Annotated in this window: 17 protein-coding genes; 6 read left to right on the forward strand and 11 right to left on the reverse strand. The window is 70.4% G+C overall.

Features of this window, described 5'->3' with window-relative positions; all coding sequences use genetic code 11:
• Positions 1-78: 78 nt before the first annotated feature.
• Complete coding sequence (locus GXP74_RS37480; protein WP_182455647.1) at positions 79-600, reverse strand: AAA family ATPase; 522 nt, start codon at positions 598-600, stop codon at positions 79-81.
• Between the two features lie 166 nt (positions 601-766).
• Between GXP74_RS37480 and GXP74_RS37485 the strand changes: the two genes are divergently transcribed.
• Both GXP74_RS37485 and GXP74_RS37490 read left to right on the forward strand, forming a co-directional pair.
• A complete protein-coding gene (locus GXP74_RS37485; RefSeq protein WP_182455648.1) occupies positions 767-1,207 on the forward strand; it encodes a hypothetical protein in 441 nt (146 codons plus the stop codon).
• A 73-nt stretch (positions 1,208-1,280) separates the two neighbouring features.
• The gene (locus GXP74_RS37490; RefSeq protein WP_182455649.1) at positions 1,281-1,706 is read left to right on the forward strand and encodes a hypothetical protein; all 426 of its coding nucleotides are present in this window, start codon (positions 1,281-1,283) and stop codon (positions 1,704-1,706) included.
• Here GXP74_RS37490 and GXP74_RS37495 read toward each other — a convergent pair.
• The 6 genes from GXP74_RS37495 to GXP74_RS37520 form a co-directional block, all read right to left on the reverse strand.
• Positions 1,703-2,596, reverse strand: coding sequence for a phosphotransferase family protein (locus GXP74_RS37495; protein ID WP_182455650.1), 894 nt, complete (start codon positions 2,594-2,596; stop codon positions 1,703-1,705). The genes GXP74_RS37490 and GXP74_RS37495 overlap by 4 nt on opposite strands.
• A gap of 113 nt (positions 2,597-2,709) precedes the next feature.
• Positions 2,710-3,744: an alpha/beta fold hydrolase gene (locus tag GXP74_RS37500; protein ID WP_182455651.1), complete on the reverse strand. Its 1,035-nt coding sequence runs from the start codon at positions 3,742-3,744 to the stop codon at positions 2,710-2,712.
• Positions 3,745-3,845: 101 nt separating this feature from the next.
• Entirely contained in the window at positions 3,846-4,388 is a 543-nt protein-coding gene (locus GXP74_RS37505) for a hypothetical protein (protein ID WP_182455652.1), read from the reverse strand.
• 85 nt (positions 4,389-4,473) lie between these two features.
• On the reverse strand, positions 4,474-5,172 hold the full coding sequence (locus tag GXP74_RS37510; RefSeq protein ID WP_182455653.1) for a response regulator transcription factor: 699 nt from the start codon (positions 5,170-5,172) through the stop codon (positions 4,474-4,476).
• Entirely contained in the window at positions 5,169-6,416 is a 1,248-nt protein-coding gene (locus GXP74_RS37515; RefSeq protein WP_182455654.1) for a sensor histidine kinase, read from the reverse strand. Before GXP74_RS37515 ends, GXP74_RS37510 begins: the two co-directional genes overlap by 4 nt.
• Positions 6,417-6,556: 140 nt before the next feature.
• On the reverse strand, positions 6,557-7,456 hold the full coding sequence (locus GXP74_RS37520; protein ID WP_182455655.1) for an alpha/beta fold hydrolase: 900 nt from the start codon (positions 7,454-7,456) through the stop codon (positions 6,557-6,559).
• Between the two features lie 100 nt (positions 7,457-7,556).
• Between GXP74_RS37520 and GXP74_RS37525 the strand changes: the two genes are divergently transcribed.
• Complete coding sequence (locus GXP74_RS37525) at positions 7,557-7,967, forward strand: helix-turn-helix domain-containing protein (protein ID WP_182455656.1); 411 nt, start codon at positions 7,557-7,559, stop codon at positions 7,965-7,967.
• A 50-nt stretch (positions 7,968-8,017) separates the two neighbouring features.
• Here GXP74_RS37525 and GXP74_RS37530 read toward each other — a convergent pair whose 3' ends face one another.
• On the reverse strand, positions 8,018-8,611 hold the full coding sequence (locus tag GXP74_RS37530; protein WP_182455657.1) for a hypothetical protein: 594 nt from the start codon (positions 8,609-8,611) through the stop codon (positions 8,018-8,020).
• Positions 8,608-8,958, reverse strand: a complete 351-nt coding sequence (locus GXP74_RS37535; RefSeq protein WP_182455658.1) for a hypothetical protein — start codon at positions 8,956-8,958, stop codon at positions 8,608-8,610. Before GXP74_RS37535 ends, GXP74_RS37530 begins: the two co-directional genes overlap by 4 nt.
• 369 nt (positions 8,959-9,327) lie before the next feature.
• Between GXP74_RS37535 and GXP74_RS37540 the strand changes: the two genes are divergently transcribed.
• From GXP74_RS37540 to GXP74_RS37550, 3 genes are all read left to right on the forward strand, one after another.
• A complete protein-coding gene (locus GXP74_RS37540; RefSeq protein WP_225448469.1) occupies positions 9,328-9,897 on the forward strand; it encodes a hypothetical protein in 570 nt (189 codons plus the stop codon).
• Between the two features lie 733 nt (positions 9,898-10,630).
• Positions 10,631-11,602: a tyrosine-type recombinase/integrase gene (locus GXP74_RS37545; protein WP_182455659.1), complete on the forward strand. Its 972-nt coding sequence runs from the start codon at positions 10,631-10,633 to the stop codon at positions 11,600-11,602.
• Positions 11,599-12,186: a DUF6262 family protein gene (locus GXP74_RS37550; RefSeq protein WP_182455660.1), complete on the forward strand. Its 588-nt coding sequence runs from the start codon at positions 11,599-11,601 to the stop codon at positions 12,184-12,186. The genes GXP74_RS37545 and GXP74_RS37550 overlap by 4 nt, the downstream gene beginning before the upstream one ends.
• Here GXP74_RS37550 and GXP74_RS37555 read toward each other — a convergent pair.
• The gene (locus GXP74_RS37555; protein WP_182455661.1) at positions 12,176-12,586 is read right to left on the reverse strand and encodes a DUF6188 family protein; all 411 of its coding nucleotides are present in this window, start codon (positions 12,584-12,586) and stop codon (positions 12,176-12,178) included. The two genes, GXP74_RS37550 and GXP74_RS37555, sit on opposite strands and share 11 nt — an antisense overlap.
• The gene (locus GXP74_RS37560; protein ID WP_182455662.1) at positions 12,583-12,996 is read right to left on the reverse strand and encodes an ankyrin repeat domain-containing protein; all 414 of its coding nucleotides are present in this window, start codon (positions 12,994-12,996) and stop codon (positions 12,583-12,585) included. The genes GXP74_RS37555 and GXP74_RS37560 overlap by 4 nt, the downstream gene beginning before the upstream one ends.
• Between the last annotated feature and the right edge of the window lie 142 nt (positions 12,997-13,138).

Here is a 13,138-nt window from a genome sequence, read left to right on the forward strand (position 1 = left end):
CGGACGGTGACGGGCCCTTCGACGGCGGACGCCGCTGCCAGGGCCCCTTCGGCTCCGGCCGCCGTTCGCGGGCGGACCTCAGCCCGTCACGGACTCCGCGATCCGCTCGGCGGCCTGCGCGGGCGTGAGGTGCGTGGTGTCGACCACCTCGGCCTCGGCGTGCAGCCAGGTGCGGGCCGCCTCGGCGTAGGGCTCCAGGTACTTCAACCGGAAGGCGGAGGGGCCGAGCACGGTGTCCCCCTCGATCCGCGCGCGGAGCGTCCGCTGGTCCGTGTGGAGGACGAAGTGCCGTACCGGGATCGCATGGTGGGCGAGGCCCGCGCTGATCTCCCGCCAGTACGGCTCGACCAGGACGGTCATCGGCACCACCAGCGTGCCGCCGGTGTAGTCGAGCACCCGGCGGGCCGTCTCGACGACCAGTTGCCGCCACGGCGGCCAGTGCTGGAAGTTGTCCGTCCGGGGCAGCCCCGGCTTGATGTCCATGAGCGTCTCGCCGACCTTCTCGGCGTCGAACACGCGTGAATCCGGGATCAGTTGCTGGACGAGCGGACTGGTCGTGGTCTTGCCCGCGCCATGGGTGCCGTTGAGCCATACGATCATGGATCCCCACGCTAGCCCCGCGCGCGCCGCAGCCGTGGGCACATCGGAAATCCGCCCGCCGATCCGTGCCGCGGGCCGCCGGTCGGCGCGCACGGCGTCGGCGGCGTGGCGACCCGGCCGAGGCCCTGATGCGCGGGATGTCGGCCGGACAGGCTAGTTTGCTCGAATGAGTCTCCTCGATGATGTGGCCGAGCGTGACAGCTGGCGGTGCTGGGTGTGCGACGAACCGGTCGATCCCGACAAGTCGGTGAACGACCCGCGGGGGCCCAGCGTCGACAGCCGGACCGCCGACCGGAAGGCCAAGGTCGCCGAGCGGCTCGCGCACCGCGGGTGCAACACCCGCAAGGGCGCGGTCAAGGTGGTCATCGCCTGGCCGGACCACCTGTACGTGGTCGAACCCGCGCCGCTGATCACCGTTGCCGGGCGGCTGGAGCGCAAGGGTGGCCGCGAGATCGTGGGCCGCTGTCCGACCAGGAAGGACGCCCAGGAGGCGGCCGACTGGCTGGTGGACCGGTTCTCCCGGCTGGTACCGGACCTGCCGGTGACCGCCGACGTCGAGACGGGCGGCGGCCAGTTCCTCGTCGTCCTGTCCACCGGCCGCCGCTGACCGGAGGCCCGGTTGTCGGACCCGTTGCCTAGGCTGTGCCACCGATCGAATGTCTCCGGAGGAGGTCACAGCCATGGGCGGTAACGGATGGGCGGACACCGGTCCCTACCAGCAGGATCTCGCGGCCGCGTTCCGCCAGGCCCAGGACCGGGAGCTGGCGGGGGACGACCACGGCTTCGCCGGACGCACCGTCGTCGAGCTGTGGGAGGACCCGGAGTGGCACGAGTACATCTTCACCGGCGGCACCGGCTCGGTCCTGGACTTCTTCGAGTTCCGGGCCGGTGAAGGTGAGCAGGACGGGGGCGGCACGATGCGGCTGCTGGCCGACGCCGAGGTGAGGGTGTGGGCGCCCGGCGGCCAACCCACCCACGCCGAGTGGCAGGACGCTCTCCACTCCGGAAAGCTGTTCGCCCTCGGCCGTGCCTGCGGAAACTGCACCGTGCTCTACCGCGACGGCCGACCCTCGGAAATCGGCTACTGGGGAATCACGGCGGACTAGGGGCGGCGTATCGCCCTACTGACCGCCCGGTCGCCCGGTCGCCCGAGCAGCGCGTCCAGTGTCGGCCACGGAGGACCCGCGCGCAGCAGGCGCAGGAATTCCTCCCCGAGCCGCCGCCCGTTCGGGTACTCGTCGCCAAGGGCCCAACGCCACGCCGCGACCATCGCGAGGACGAGCTGTCGGCACTCGTCCAGCAGTCCTTGGTCAACGCTCGGGTAGTGCTCGCAGACCGCCTCGGCGACATGGGCGAGGTCGAACTCGACGGGTCCACGGCAGCACGTCTCAAGGTCGACGAACAACGGGCCGTTCCTCGTGCTGAGCACATTGCCCGACCACGGCTCGCCGTGGAGCAGCTGCTCCACGGCGCCGCGGTCCTCGATCGCGCGTCGCAGGCTTCCCAGCCTGCTGCCGAGGAACACGCGGTCCGCGTCGGCGAGCTCCGGCGAGAGGTCCGGGTTGGCGACGATCTCCTCCGCCTCCGCGACGCGATCCGTGAACCGTGGGCCCGGCACGTCGACCTCGCGCATGCCGGCGTGCAGCCGCTCCAGCGCCCTGGCGTAGTCGACCGGTGAGACCTGAGGTGTCACCGGCTCGTAGTGGGTCCACAGCGTCACGGTGAAGCCGTCGCGCTGGTACACCCGCGGGTCCACCCGGGGCTCGACGAGGCCCACCGGGCATCCGGCCCCGGCGAGTCGTTGCGCGAGCTCGACTTCGAGCTGTGCGGCCTCGTGCCCCGCAGGGGCGACCCGGGCAAGGACGTCACACGGCGTCAGCCGCAGCGCCAGCCTGTTCGAGTTGTGGAGGACGACCGCGTCGTCGGTCGGCAGGTCGAGCGACGCGGCAACCGAGGTCGCAGCCGCGATCGCGCGCGTGACGTCGGTCATCTCCATCCCCGTACCTTGGCACAGTCCCCGGACCTCGGTACAGACGAGCGACGACGCATGACGGCTGCGGCTCGTCGATCGAGCCGCAGCCGCCGCTGTCGGAGGCGGAGGCGGGTCTGTCATTCGATGCCCGACGCCTTGGTGAACCGAGTCACCAGGGAGACGAACCGGTCGGAGTCCTGGACGAGCATCGCGTGGCCGGCGTCAGGGAACATGACCAGCTTGGCGTGCTCGGCCCGCCGCGTGATGATGCTCGCGTTTCCGGGCGGGGTGATCTCGTCGAGGGAGCCGTTGGTGATCAGCATCGGGATGGTGCTGTCGGGCAGCTTGTTCCAGGTGCCCTCGAAGGACCCGTACGCCTGTCCGGCCTGGTACTGACGCAGCAGCGTCTCGTTGCCGACCTTCTCCGGCGGGATCAGACCGAGCTGTTCGATGTACGCGGTCCGCGCGGCGGTGGCGTCGGCGGGGAAGAGCAGGTCCAGCATCTGCGGCCCCGTGGTCTTGGGGCTGTTGAGCTCCTCGGCCACGGCGGGCGGCGTGTTGATGGCCTGGCTGCCGCCGAGGTCGCCGCCGGTGCTCACGAGCGCGCTGATCGCACCCGGGTGGAGCGCGGCGACGGTCAGGCCGATCTCGCCGCCCATCGACCAGCCGAGCAGCGCGGGGTGCCGCAGACCCAGCGCCTTGATCAGACCGACGGTGTCGTCCGCCATGAGCGGAACGGTGTCGGGGACCGAGGTGTCGTCGGTCGTGTAGCCGACGCCGCGGTTGTCGAAGATCGTGACGTGGTAGTGCCGGCCGAGCCGGCTCAGCAGGTTGACCGTCCAGTCGCTCATGGTGCCGGTGTCGCCCATGACCATGATGAGGTCGGGGCCGGAGCCGAACTGGCGGTAGCCGATCCTGATGCCGTCCGCCGGGATCTGGCGCACCGGCCCGAGGAACGCGCCCGGCCCGCTCGGGGCGGAGTTCGGGACCAGGGTCGACGCCGCCGTGGTAGCGGTCACTGCCGTGGCCCGCGTGCTCGGCTCGCTGCTCGGAGCGCTGGCCGGGTGCCCGCCGCCGGACGAACAGGCGACCGCTCCGAGGGCCACCGTGGCGACGGCCACGGCCAGCCGAGGCAGGGTGCGGGCACGCGAGGCGCGCTGCGCTGCGGACATGGGGGACCTCCGTGCTGATCAGGTGCGGGTGGGGTGTCGGGCAAGCTGAGCTGGGGGTTCGGTGCGCGGGTCGAGCGCCGTGCCGGGGGCTGTCTCGCGGCTCAGACGTAGACGCGCGGGCGGTGGGCCGGCTTGTTCGCGGTGCGGTCGACCCGTGCCTGAAGCAGCTGGCCGCGGATGATGATCGTGCCCAGGCGGACGACGACCTCGCCGACCGCCATCAGGAGCAGCGCGACGACCCAGGCCTGGCCGCTGGTGATGGTGTGCGCGGCGGAGAAGCTGGTCAGGTGCGCGGCGCCGGAGGGATGCGTGGACCACACCGCGAAGCACAGGCGGAAGCCCATGCTGATGATCCAGAGTGCGGCCGCACCGCCGGAGGCCTTGATCAGCACGTGTCCGTCGGCGTGCCGGACGCGGGTGAGCAGGCCGCCGGCGAGGCCGAAGAGGACCCCGGTGGCCGCGAAGATCACGGCCAGCGGCACGTCGTTGCCGGCGGTCGGGATGTTGCTCAGGTAGTTGCTGGCGGCCCAGGCGATCATGCCGAGCGGGAGCAGGATGGTGCGGGTGGTCAGCCGCTCCTCGCGCATCTGGCGAAGGACGATGAGCAGGAGCGCGATGTCGATGAACCAGTCGGTCGTTGTCATGTCTAAGAGCATCCGCCGACGCGCTCCGAACTCCTTCAACCCAGAGTTGCAACCCGGGTTGAAGTCCGGGTTGAAGTCCGCGCCGCTACTGCTCGGTGGTGTCGACGGTGTTGTCGACCAGGCCGAAGCGCCAGGCCCAGGCGATCAGCGCGCCGCGGTCCTCCAGCGCCAGCTTGGCCAGGATGTGGTTGAGGTGCGTTTTCACCGTCGCCTGGCTGACGACCATCTCGCGCGCCACGTGCCGGTTGTTCAGCCCCTGCGCCAGGAGCCGGACGACGTCGACCTCCCGCCTGGTCAGCCCCTCGGCCTCGGGAGGAAGCGTCGCCGACGAGGACGCGGGCGCGGCGGCGGGCGCCTTGGGCTCCGTCACGACGAGCTGCACGAGCCGCCGCTGCACGGCCGGGTCGAGGACGGTCCGACCAGCCGCCACGTCCCGGACCGCGGCCAGCACCGCCTCGCCGGTTGCGTCCTTGGTCAGGTAGCCGAGTGCCCCGGCCCGCAGCGCGGGCATCACCGCGTCGTCGTCGGCGAACGTCGTCAGGATCAGCACCCGTGTCCCGATGCCCGCTGCCAGTACCTCGGCCGTCACCTGCGCGCCGTCGAGCCCGGGCATCCGCAGGTCGACGAGGGCGACGTCGGGCCGCTCCGCCACGGCGAGCCGCACCGCCTCGTTCCCGTCGCCGGCCTGCCCGACGACCTCGATGTCCTCCGCCGAGGTCAGCAGCAGCACCACCCCGTCCCGCACCACCGCCTGGTCGTCCGCGACCAGCACCCGAATTGTCACGCGTCTGCCTTCCCGTCTGCTGCGCTGCCACCGGCGTTGCTGCCAGGTGCGTTGCTGCCGCCCGCGACAGCGCCATCGTCCTCCACGACCGGCACCCGGAGCGCGATCCGCCAGCCCGGCCCCTCGGGCGCGGGTCCGGCGGTCACCGAGCCGCCGACGGCCCCGATCCGCTCGGCCATGCCGCGCAGCCCCGTGCCGCTGCCCTGTACTCCCGACGGGCCGCGACCGACCGGCAGCCCACGGTCCCGCACGACGGCGCGCAGCTCGGAGCCCTCCCACACCAGGTCCACCTCGATGGCACTACCGGTCGCGTACCGTGCCGCGTTCGTCATGGCCTCCTGCACCGCCCGGTACACCGCGTGCCCGGCCTCGGGGCTGAGCCGACCGGCCCGGCCGCTGACGCGCAGCCGCGCCTCGCCCGGAAAACCACTGGTCAGCCCGTCGATATCGGCCACCCCCCGGAGCGGTACGGAACGCAGCGCGCTCACCGCCGCGCGGGCCTCCTGTACTCCGTCGCGCGCGAGCTCGGCGGCGCGGTCCAGCGGCTCGGTCAGCGTCGCCGGAGCGGCGTCACGCCGCGCGATCGCCCTGATCGCCTGCAACTGCATGGACAGTCCGGCGAGGCTGTGCGCGAGCACGTCGTGCATCTCGTGGGCGATCCGCCGCCGCTCCTCCAGGGCTGCCGCCTCCTGCTGGGACGCGCGGGACGCCTCCACTTCGGCCAGCAGCGCGACCGCGCGGTCCCGCTCGGCCTGGAGCGCGGCGTGCTCGATCGAACGGTCGGCGAGCAGCCACACGCCGACGGCCGACAGCAGTCCGGCCACGCTGTCGAAGATCAGCATGACCGCGACGCCGAAGCCGACGGCCAGCAGCGCGACGCAGGCGTTGCGCACCGGCCCGGCCGGGACGCACATCGGCAGCACGGCGGCGGCGGCCAGCACGGGAACCTCGCCGAGCCCGTTGTGCACGAGAGCCATGACGGCGAAGCCGGTCCCGATGGTCAGCGCGACGCCGAACCAGGTCAGCGGCGTCGGCAGGGCCCGGCCACTGAGCACCATGCCCAGCTCCGCGCCGAGCCCGAGCACGGCGACGACGACCTTCAGCGCCGCCCCGTCGGCCACGACCACCGAGACCGCCATGCAGGCGATCAGCGCGCCCGCGCCGATCACGTCACCACGCTCGAAGATCCGGCGGCGGCCGGGATCGGCCGCGGGCCGGATCACGTCGGGCCACGTACTCACCATTCCCGCGCTCCGTTCGCCATCGGTCGGCTCCCGCCGTCCGCGCACGGCGGCGAGCATATACGTGGCGTCGGCACGCCTCGCCGCGCTCGGTCGCGGAGCCCACCGGCGTGGCCAGGTCCCCACTGACGTGTCCCGGCTCCTCAGTCCGTGCGGGGCTCGACGACGGTCTGCGGCGAGGCGAGAAACGGTTCCAGCAGGCTGAGCAGCCTCTCGGGGCGGTGCAGCGGGATGATGTGGCCGCAGTCGTCGATGATGTGGCCGACGAGATGATCGGTGATCGGCCGCAGTTGCTGTTCGAGGGCTCTGCCCACGGGGCGGGCCCCGATGGCCATGGTGGGTACGGTCAACCGGCCGGTACCGGCCGCTTCCTGGATCTGCTCGGTGGTCGTGGGCATGGCCCGGTAGAACGAGCAGGCGCAGCGCAGGGCCTCGGCTCCGGTGTACGCGTGGACGAAGGCGTCTCGGATGAGGGGATCCACGCCCTCTCCGAGGGAGCCCGTGCGCAGGAACCACTCGATGTACTGGGCTTCGTGTCCGGTGAGTACGGTTTCCGCGAGGCCGGGCACCGAGTGGAAGCCGAACCACCACGGTGCCCCATGGGCGAGGAAGTCCTCGGCGCCCGGCAGTCCGCCCAGAAGTGCCTCCATGACCACGAGTTGTCGGACGAGGTCGGGGCGGCGCATGGCAAGGAGGAAGGCCGGTGGGGTTCCGGCGTCGATGCCGACCACGGCCGCCGAACTCTCGCCGAGGGCGTCGAGGAGGGCTTCGGCGTCGGTGGCGAGCGTTCCGGCGTCGTAGCCGTCCTTGGCGTGCGTGCTCGTGCCCGTTCCCCGCAGGTCCGGCGCGATCACCCGGTACTGCCCGGCGAGGCCGTCCAGGAGGTGGGTCCACAGTTGCCAGGTGTGCGGAAAGCCGTGCAGCAGCAGCACGGCCGGTCCCTCGCCGGCCAGAGCCACGTTGAGATCGACGCCGTTGGCCGTGACCCGCCGTAGTTCGATGCCTGACGGTCGAGTGGGTACGCGGCGCGGTGCGGCAGGCACGGTGCTCTCCCTCTGTGGTTACCAATGGTGACAACAGAACGATAGGTACCTATGGTGAGGGGGCCAAGACCGCACTTTTGACCCAGGTGGTGAGCTCCAGGTGACCTCCTCGACGCGGCGACCCCCTCACGGGAATCGTGGAGATCTGTTCGATCCGCAGTGCCCGACCCGTCGTCTGCTTGACCGGATCGGCACGAAGTGGACGTCCATGGCCATCAAAGTGCTGGCGGAAGCGTCCCCGCAGGAGGTGCGCTTCGCGGAACTGCAACGCAGGATGACCGGCGTCTCGCAGAAGATGCTGTCGGTCACCCTTCAGGGGCTGGCCCGTGACGGCCTGGTCAGCCGTCGGGTGGAAGCGTCGGTGCCACCACGCGTGTACTACGGGCTCACCCCGCTCGGCCTGACCCTGGAAGAACCACTGGCCAGGCTTCGCACGTGGGCCGAGGAACACATGGCCGAGGTCGACCGGGCGAACCAGCTGTGCCTGGACTCGGTAGATGGCCAAAGGTGACAGCACGGTTGGCCAACCACTGGGCTGGTCCGCCGTGGCACGGGTAGGTGTCAAAGTCCCTGTGGGTGCTTGGACAGCCAGTCGCTGCGGCGTTCGCGCATGGCGTCCCGCCTGGCGCTGTTCGCGAGGATCACGTCTGCGCCGCCGTCATAGGGGTGGTAGAGCTGATCAAGGTTTGTGTCGGTGATGATCACACCTGCTGATACGTCGTCTGCGACCGAGCGAAGCAGCAGGTCAAGGCATGCGGGCTGCCATCGGATGCGGCTGATGTAGGAGTGCCGGTGAAGCCGGTATTCCGGATCGGGCTCGTTGGTGGGAGAGGATGTCCACAGCTCGCTGCCGGGGTGGAGTCGAAGCTGGTCGTCTGACCGTACTGCGGGATCGCCCGGATAGGACCACCCGTTGGTGATCACGCAGACGTCCTGCCCCGTGAACAGTTCGTCCAGCACCGTGTTGTGCCGCTCCAGGATGACCCTGTAATCGGCCTCGTCCTGTGCGTAGCGCTTGGAGTCCGGCAGGCTGTGGAACCGGACCCAGCGTTCAGCGTGCTTTGCGCGGAGCTCGTGCGCGTCGGGTGGCTTCGCCTGCCACCTCTCCTCCCAGCGCGCCAGTAGGTCGCTGAACAACTCGCCGTCCTCGCTCATTCGTCGGTCTTCGCGTCGTTGGCCGTGCAGGCCATGCGGTTGTGCATGGGTGCCCGATCGAGGACTTCGATGAACATGATGCGGCCGTCCAGTACGTCCAGGTTAAGCATGCCCTCCGCAGGTATGAGCGGCACGCACCGATGTCCTGGGCCGTAGGGCTGTCCTTGCGGGTGATCCGCTGTTCGGATGCTCTGGCAGAAGTCATCAGTGCATGCGCATTTGCCGACCAGGCGGACATCGCGCACGCTGATGGCCAGCCAACGCTCTCCTTCCGCCTCCAGGAGAGCGGTCAGCTCGGTGACGAGGTCGGGGAAGACGTCGCGAACGAGGGGTTGGTCCTGCTCCATAGCGGGAGGGTGACACGGCCTGACCTCGTCTGACAATCGGTTTGGGGAGCCTTCAGGTCCCGGCGCACTTGTGGTTGGCCAAAGATGACAGGGTAGTTGGCCAAGGCGGACGAGGACGGTGATTCCGGACATAGTTCCCTCTATGTGCTGAACTGGGGCACGGGGCATCGTCCCAGCCGTTGCCGGAGGGCTGTCATGGAGTCATGAGCCTTCGCGGTCAGGTCGGCAGTGGTCTGGAGTCTGGACTTTACCGACCGGGGGTAGTGCCGCCCGTGATGTCCGTCTGGGCCTGTGACCAGGGCGTCGCGGGCTCGTTTGCCGACCGTGTCCGGAGCGCCCGTCATGTTCCGGAGTCGGTACGGAGGGCAAGTGGCACGGCGAGTGGTGGTCGGGGACCTGAGGGTCCAGCAGATCGAGCGGAAGGACGGGCGGCGGTCGTGGACGATCGTGTGGCCCGAGGGCAGTATCCACAGTGAGGCGGACCGCTTCCTGCGCCTGCACGACGGGTCGGGCACGCAGAAGACCTACGCGTACTACCTGGTGGACCACCTGCGGTGGCTGGAGCGCGAGTGCCTGGCCTTCGACAAGGTCGTGCTGCGGGACCTTGAGCGCCACATGGGCATCGTCGGCGCCGAGGTCCGCATGCCGCTCGGTGAGCCGTGGCGGATCGGCAAGCGCCCTTACGGCCGCTCCGCACTCTCGACGGCGGCGGCCTGCCTGAAGGGCTTCTACCTGCACCAGTCCTCGCTCGGCGTGAACGGCGAGCTCGGCAAGCAACTCGACACCTCCCGGCTGCCCACGCGGGCGGACCGCCGCCGTGCGTTCCTGGGGCAGGTGAAGTCGACGCTGCCCACCAACCCGCTCGCGCCGACGGGGCCGCACCGCCGGCACCCGAAGATGCTCCCCGACGGCGCGCGGGACAAGCTACTGGGGTGGTGAACTCGGCCCGGAACCGGCTGCTGGTGACCTGGTTGGCCGACGGCGGGCTGCGGATCGGCGAGCTCTGCGGGCTGCACCTGGTGGACCTGCACCTGCGCGAGAACGCGGCCTGCGGCGAGGGGCGGGACCGGCTGGAGATCCTCACCGCGCTGATCGGCGCCCCGGCCTTCGACCCGATCTTCCGCGACGTCATCATCCGTGTCCCGCAGGGCCACCGTGTCTACCAGTGGGCCTGTGTGGTCGACGCGTGCGAGCGGGCCCGGCACAGCGGATTGGATCTGTGCTCGACTCACTTCCAGGAGTGGGGAACGGCCCGGGAGTCCGGGACGACTCGGGCGGAGTTCCTCACCACCGCCGGGCCGCTGCCGCGCCGAGTACGACCGGGCAGGGTCCTGCCTGATTTGCCCCGCCCGGCCCACCTCGCCGCGCACCGGGCTGCGGTTGTGCATCCGTCACTACGGCGCGTGGAAGTATTCGGTCTCCGTCGGGGACGCGTCGGTGGACTTCGACCAGTGGGTGGCAGATCAGGAGCCGTGCGAGGGCTATGGGAACTGCCAGGCCACTGTCTGTCCCGGGCTGGCGTTGTCCCCGCTGGGGCTGTGCTGCTGGCATCGGCACCGCTACATGCGCGACCGCCGTCCGGGAGGGGCGGCCCTCCCGTCGAGCTGGTGGCAGCGCTACGAGAAGCAGGGGCAGCCGGTTCGCGTCTGCTACGCGGACCAGAACGCGTTCCGTGCCTGGTGCGCGGCTGTTGACCCGGCGCTGCGGCCGGAGCAGGTCAACCTGCGCCGGCCTGCGGCCCCTGCTGCGGGCCGAGATCCTGCTCGCCGAGCGCCAGCGCAAGACGCTGGACCGCTTCGTCGCCCGGCACGGCCGTCGACCGACGGGCAGCGAGCGGGCCCGGCTGGCGCTGTTCGCGACCAAGGTCCGCAACCCCGCCGGCACCACCGCGCTGTCCTACACCTGGTTCAACCGCGGCTTCCGGGACTGGGTGAACGAACTCGACCTGGGACACATCGTCCCCCATCAGGCTCGCCACACGCTGGCCATGAATCTGCTGCGGGCCGGTGCTTCACTGACCCACATCCGACGTTACCTCGGGCAGGTTTCGGACCGCATGGCCGAGCATTATGTGCATCTGACCAGTACTGATCTGGAGGACGTGCTCCAGCATATCTGGGTCGCCGGCCCCGACACCGCCCAACCGGACGAACTCCTTGCCGGGGATGCCACCCCGCTCACCCGCGCGCAGGCCCAGGCCCTGGCGATCGACCTGTCGCGCCGCAGCACCCCGGCCGAGGGCGAGTTCTGCAACTTCCAGCCCGTCGTCGAGGGCGGCACATGCCCCTGGAACCTGGACTGCCACAACTGCGACAAGTTCGTACTCTCCGGCGCCGATCTCCTCTACTGGCGGCGCAAGCGCGAACAGTGGCGGCTCTTGGCTGAGGGTGCACCCGATGACGCCACCGCCGACTACCTCCACCGCTACTTCGAACCCACCGCCCGCGCCATCGACGGCCTGGAGAGCGCCCTGGCCGGCCTCGGCCTGCTCGACGACGCCCTTGCCCTGGACCTGCGCAAGCCCCAGGACTACTTCCACCGGGTGTGGTCCACCGCCTTCCGCGCGGCCGACCTCGCCCAGGCCACCGGCGACGAGCAGGGCCGGGCCGACGACACCATCGACGAGCAGGAGCAACGCGCGTGACCACGACCGTCCCCGACCCGCGCACGGCCGCCGCCCTGGCCGCTCGCCACCGCAGCACCGACGCCGCCCTCGGACGTGTCCGCGACGCCATCGCCCGGCTCCGCCGCGAGAAGACCCAGGTCAGCGTCGCCGCGGTCACCCGCCGCGCGAACGTCTCCCGCACCTTCCTCTACGACCACCCCGACGCCAGAGCCGCGGTCGCCACCGCGATGGCCGAAGCCGACGAACGCCGGACCCAGGTGCTCACCGACCAGGACGAGGCACGCGAGGCGACCTGGCGCGAGCGGGCCCTGAACGCCGAGGACGCCCTCAAGGCCGCCCACACCGAGATCCTCACCCAGCACACCAGCATCGGCGAACTCCTCGGACAGGACCGAGACTTGGAAGCCGAGTGGACCCAGGAGGCCATCCAGCGGATCACCACCGAGAACACCGCCCTCAAGCAGCGCGTCCGCCAGCTCGCCGCCGACAACCGGTCCTTCGACGAGCGGCTGAAGGCCGCCCGCTCCAACCTGCGGTTTCAGGACCGCCGCGTCGCCGACCTCGAAGCCCAGATCGCTGAACCAGGGCGACCTACGTCCTGATCTCGCGGGGACCGCTCACCCGTACTTCGCCGCCGGGCCGGACGTGGAGAAACTCATGGAATCGGACTGACACACTCCATGCGGAACGCTCGTCGTCGGGCGGAACCGTCAGGCACCAGCCACTGGCGAACAGGATCCGAAGGACGCCCTGATCGGAAGCGCTGACCTCGGCAATGACCTGGCCCAACAGTTCGGTCGCCTTGCCGAGGTTGGTCTGGGGCCATGCGGCCAGTCTGTATGTCTGTCCGTCCGCCGCGAGTTCTGACCATGAGTGCAGCTCGATCTGGTGCGATCCGAAGCGGAGCCTCATCTCGCGGGAGATGGCCAGCTCGCTGACGCCCAGTCCGCGAAACGTAGGTACGCGCCAACCATCATCGACGCGCATGATCTCCCGGCTCATGCTTTGCCACCGGGCAGGTGGACCGCAACGTCATAGTTGGCGATCTTGTCGGCCAGACCACGCGGGCTCACACCGTGCGCGTTCTCCTGGTCGGGATCGGCTCCGGCCGCCAGCAGCACGCGAAGCGTCGCGCCCTCGCCCCGGAAGGTGAACACCGCCCGCCAGAGCGCGGTATTGCCATGGCGATCAGCCACGTCCACCGACGCGCCGACCGATAGGAGGACCTCGGCGGCCAGCGCGTCCTGGGCCTGTGCGGCGAAGTGCATCGGCGTCCACCCTGCCTTGTCCACGGCATTCGGATCCGCCCCGCGCTCAAGCATCGCCCTCAACCCAGCGACATCGCCATCCACGACGGCATTGTGCGCCGCCGTGCGGCCGAACAGGTCCCGCCCCTGATCCTCTCGCATCATGGCACCCGTCCTCTCCGGGTCTGACGGGAGAAACTGCGGCACCCCCATAGCCAGAGCCACCCTAGGCGACGCGGTCGAGACCTCCGCTTCCAAGGCCGCCGCGTCGCGGACCTCGAAGCCCGGATCCCGGGCACTCGACAAC

It is taken from the genome of Streptacidiphilus sp. P02-A3a (assembly GCF_014084105.1).
Taxonomy (GTDB): Bacteria; Actinomycetota; Actinomycetes; order Streptomycetales; family Streptomycetaceae; genus Streptacidiphilus.

Excerpts from the sequence above, each read along its gene's own strand:
- GXP74_RS37535 (WP_182455658.1), bottom strand. The coding sequence starts at position 8,958 with ATGGAGCAGGACCAACCCCTCGTTCGCGACGTCTTCCCCGACCTCGTC.
- GXP74_RS37500 (WP_182455651.1), bottom strand. The coding sequence starts at position 3,744 with ATGTCCGCAGCGCAGCGCGCCTCGCGTGCCCGCACCCTGCCTCGGCTG.
- GXP74_RS37480 (WP_182455647.1), bottom strand. The coding sequence starts at position 600 with ATGATCGTATGGCTCAACGGCACCCATGGCGCGGGCAAGACCACGACC.
- GXP74_RS37515 (WP_182455654.1), bottom strand. The coding sequence starts at position 6,416 with ATGGTGAGTACGTGGCCCGACGTGATCCGGCCCGCGGCCGATCCCGGC.
- GXP74_RS37505 (WP_182455652.1), bottom strand. The coding sequence starts at position 4,388 with ATGACAACGACCGACTGGTTCATCGACATCGCGCTCCTGCTCATCGTC.
- GXP74_RS37485 (WP_182455648.1), top strand. The coding sequence starts at position 767 with ATGAGTCTCCTCGATGATGTGGCCGAGCGTGACAGCTGGCGGTGCTGG.
- GXP74_RS37490 (WP_182455649.1), top strand. The coding sequence starts at position 1,281 with ATGGGCGGTAACGGATGGGCGGACACCGGTCCCTACCAGCAGGATCTC.
- GXP74_RS37495 (WP_182455650.1), bottom strand. The coding sequence starts at position 2,596 with ATGGAGATGACCGACGTCACGCGCGCGATCGCGGCTGCGACCTCGGTT.
- GXP74_RS37555 (WP_182455661.1), bottom strand. The coding sequence starts at position 12,586 with ATGAGCCGGGAGATCATGCGCGTCGATGATGGTTGGCGCGTACCTACG.
- GXP74_RS37560 (WP_182455662.1), bottom strand. The coding sequence starts at position 12,996 with ATGATGCGAGAGGATCAGGGGCGGGACCTGTTCGGCCGCACGGCGGCG.
- GXP74_RS37530 (WP_182455657.1), bottom strand. The coding sequence starts at position 8,611 with ATGAGCGAGGACGGCGAGTTGTTCAGCGACCTACTGGCGCGCTGGGAG.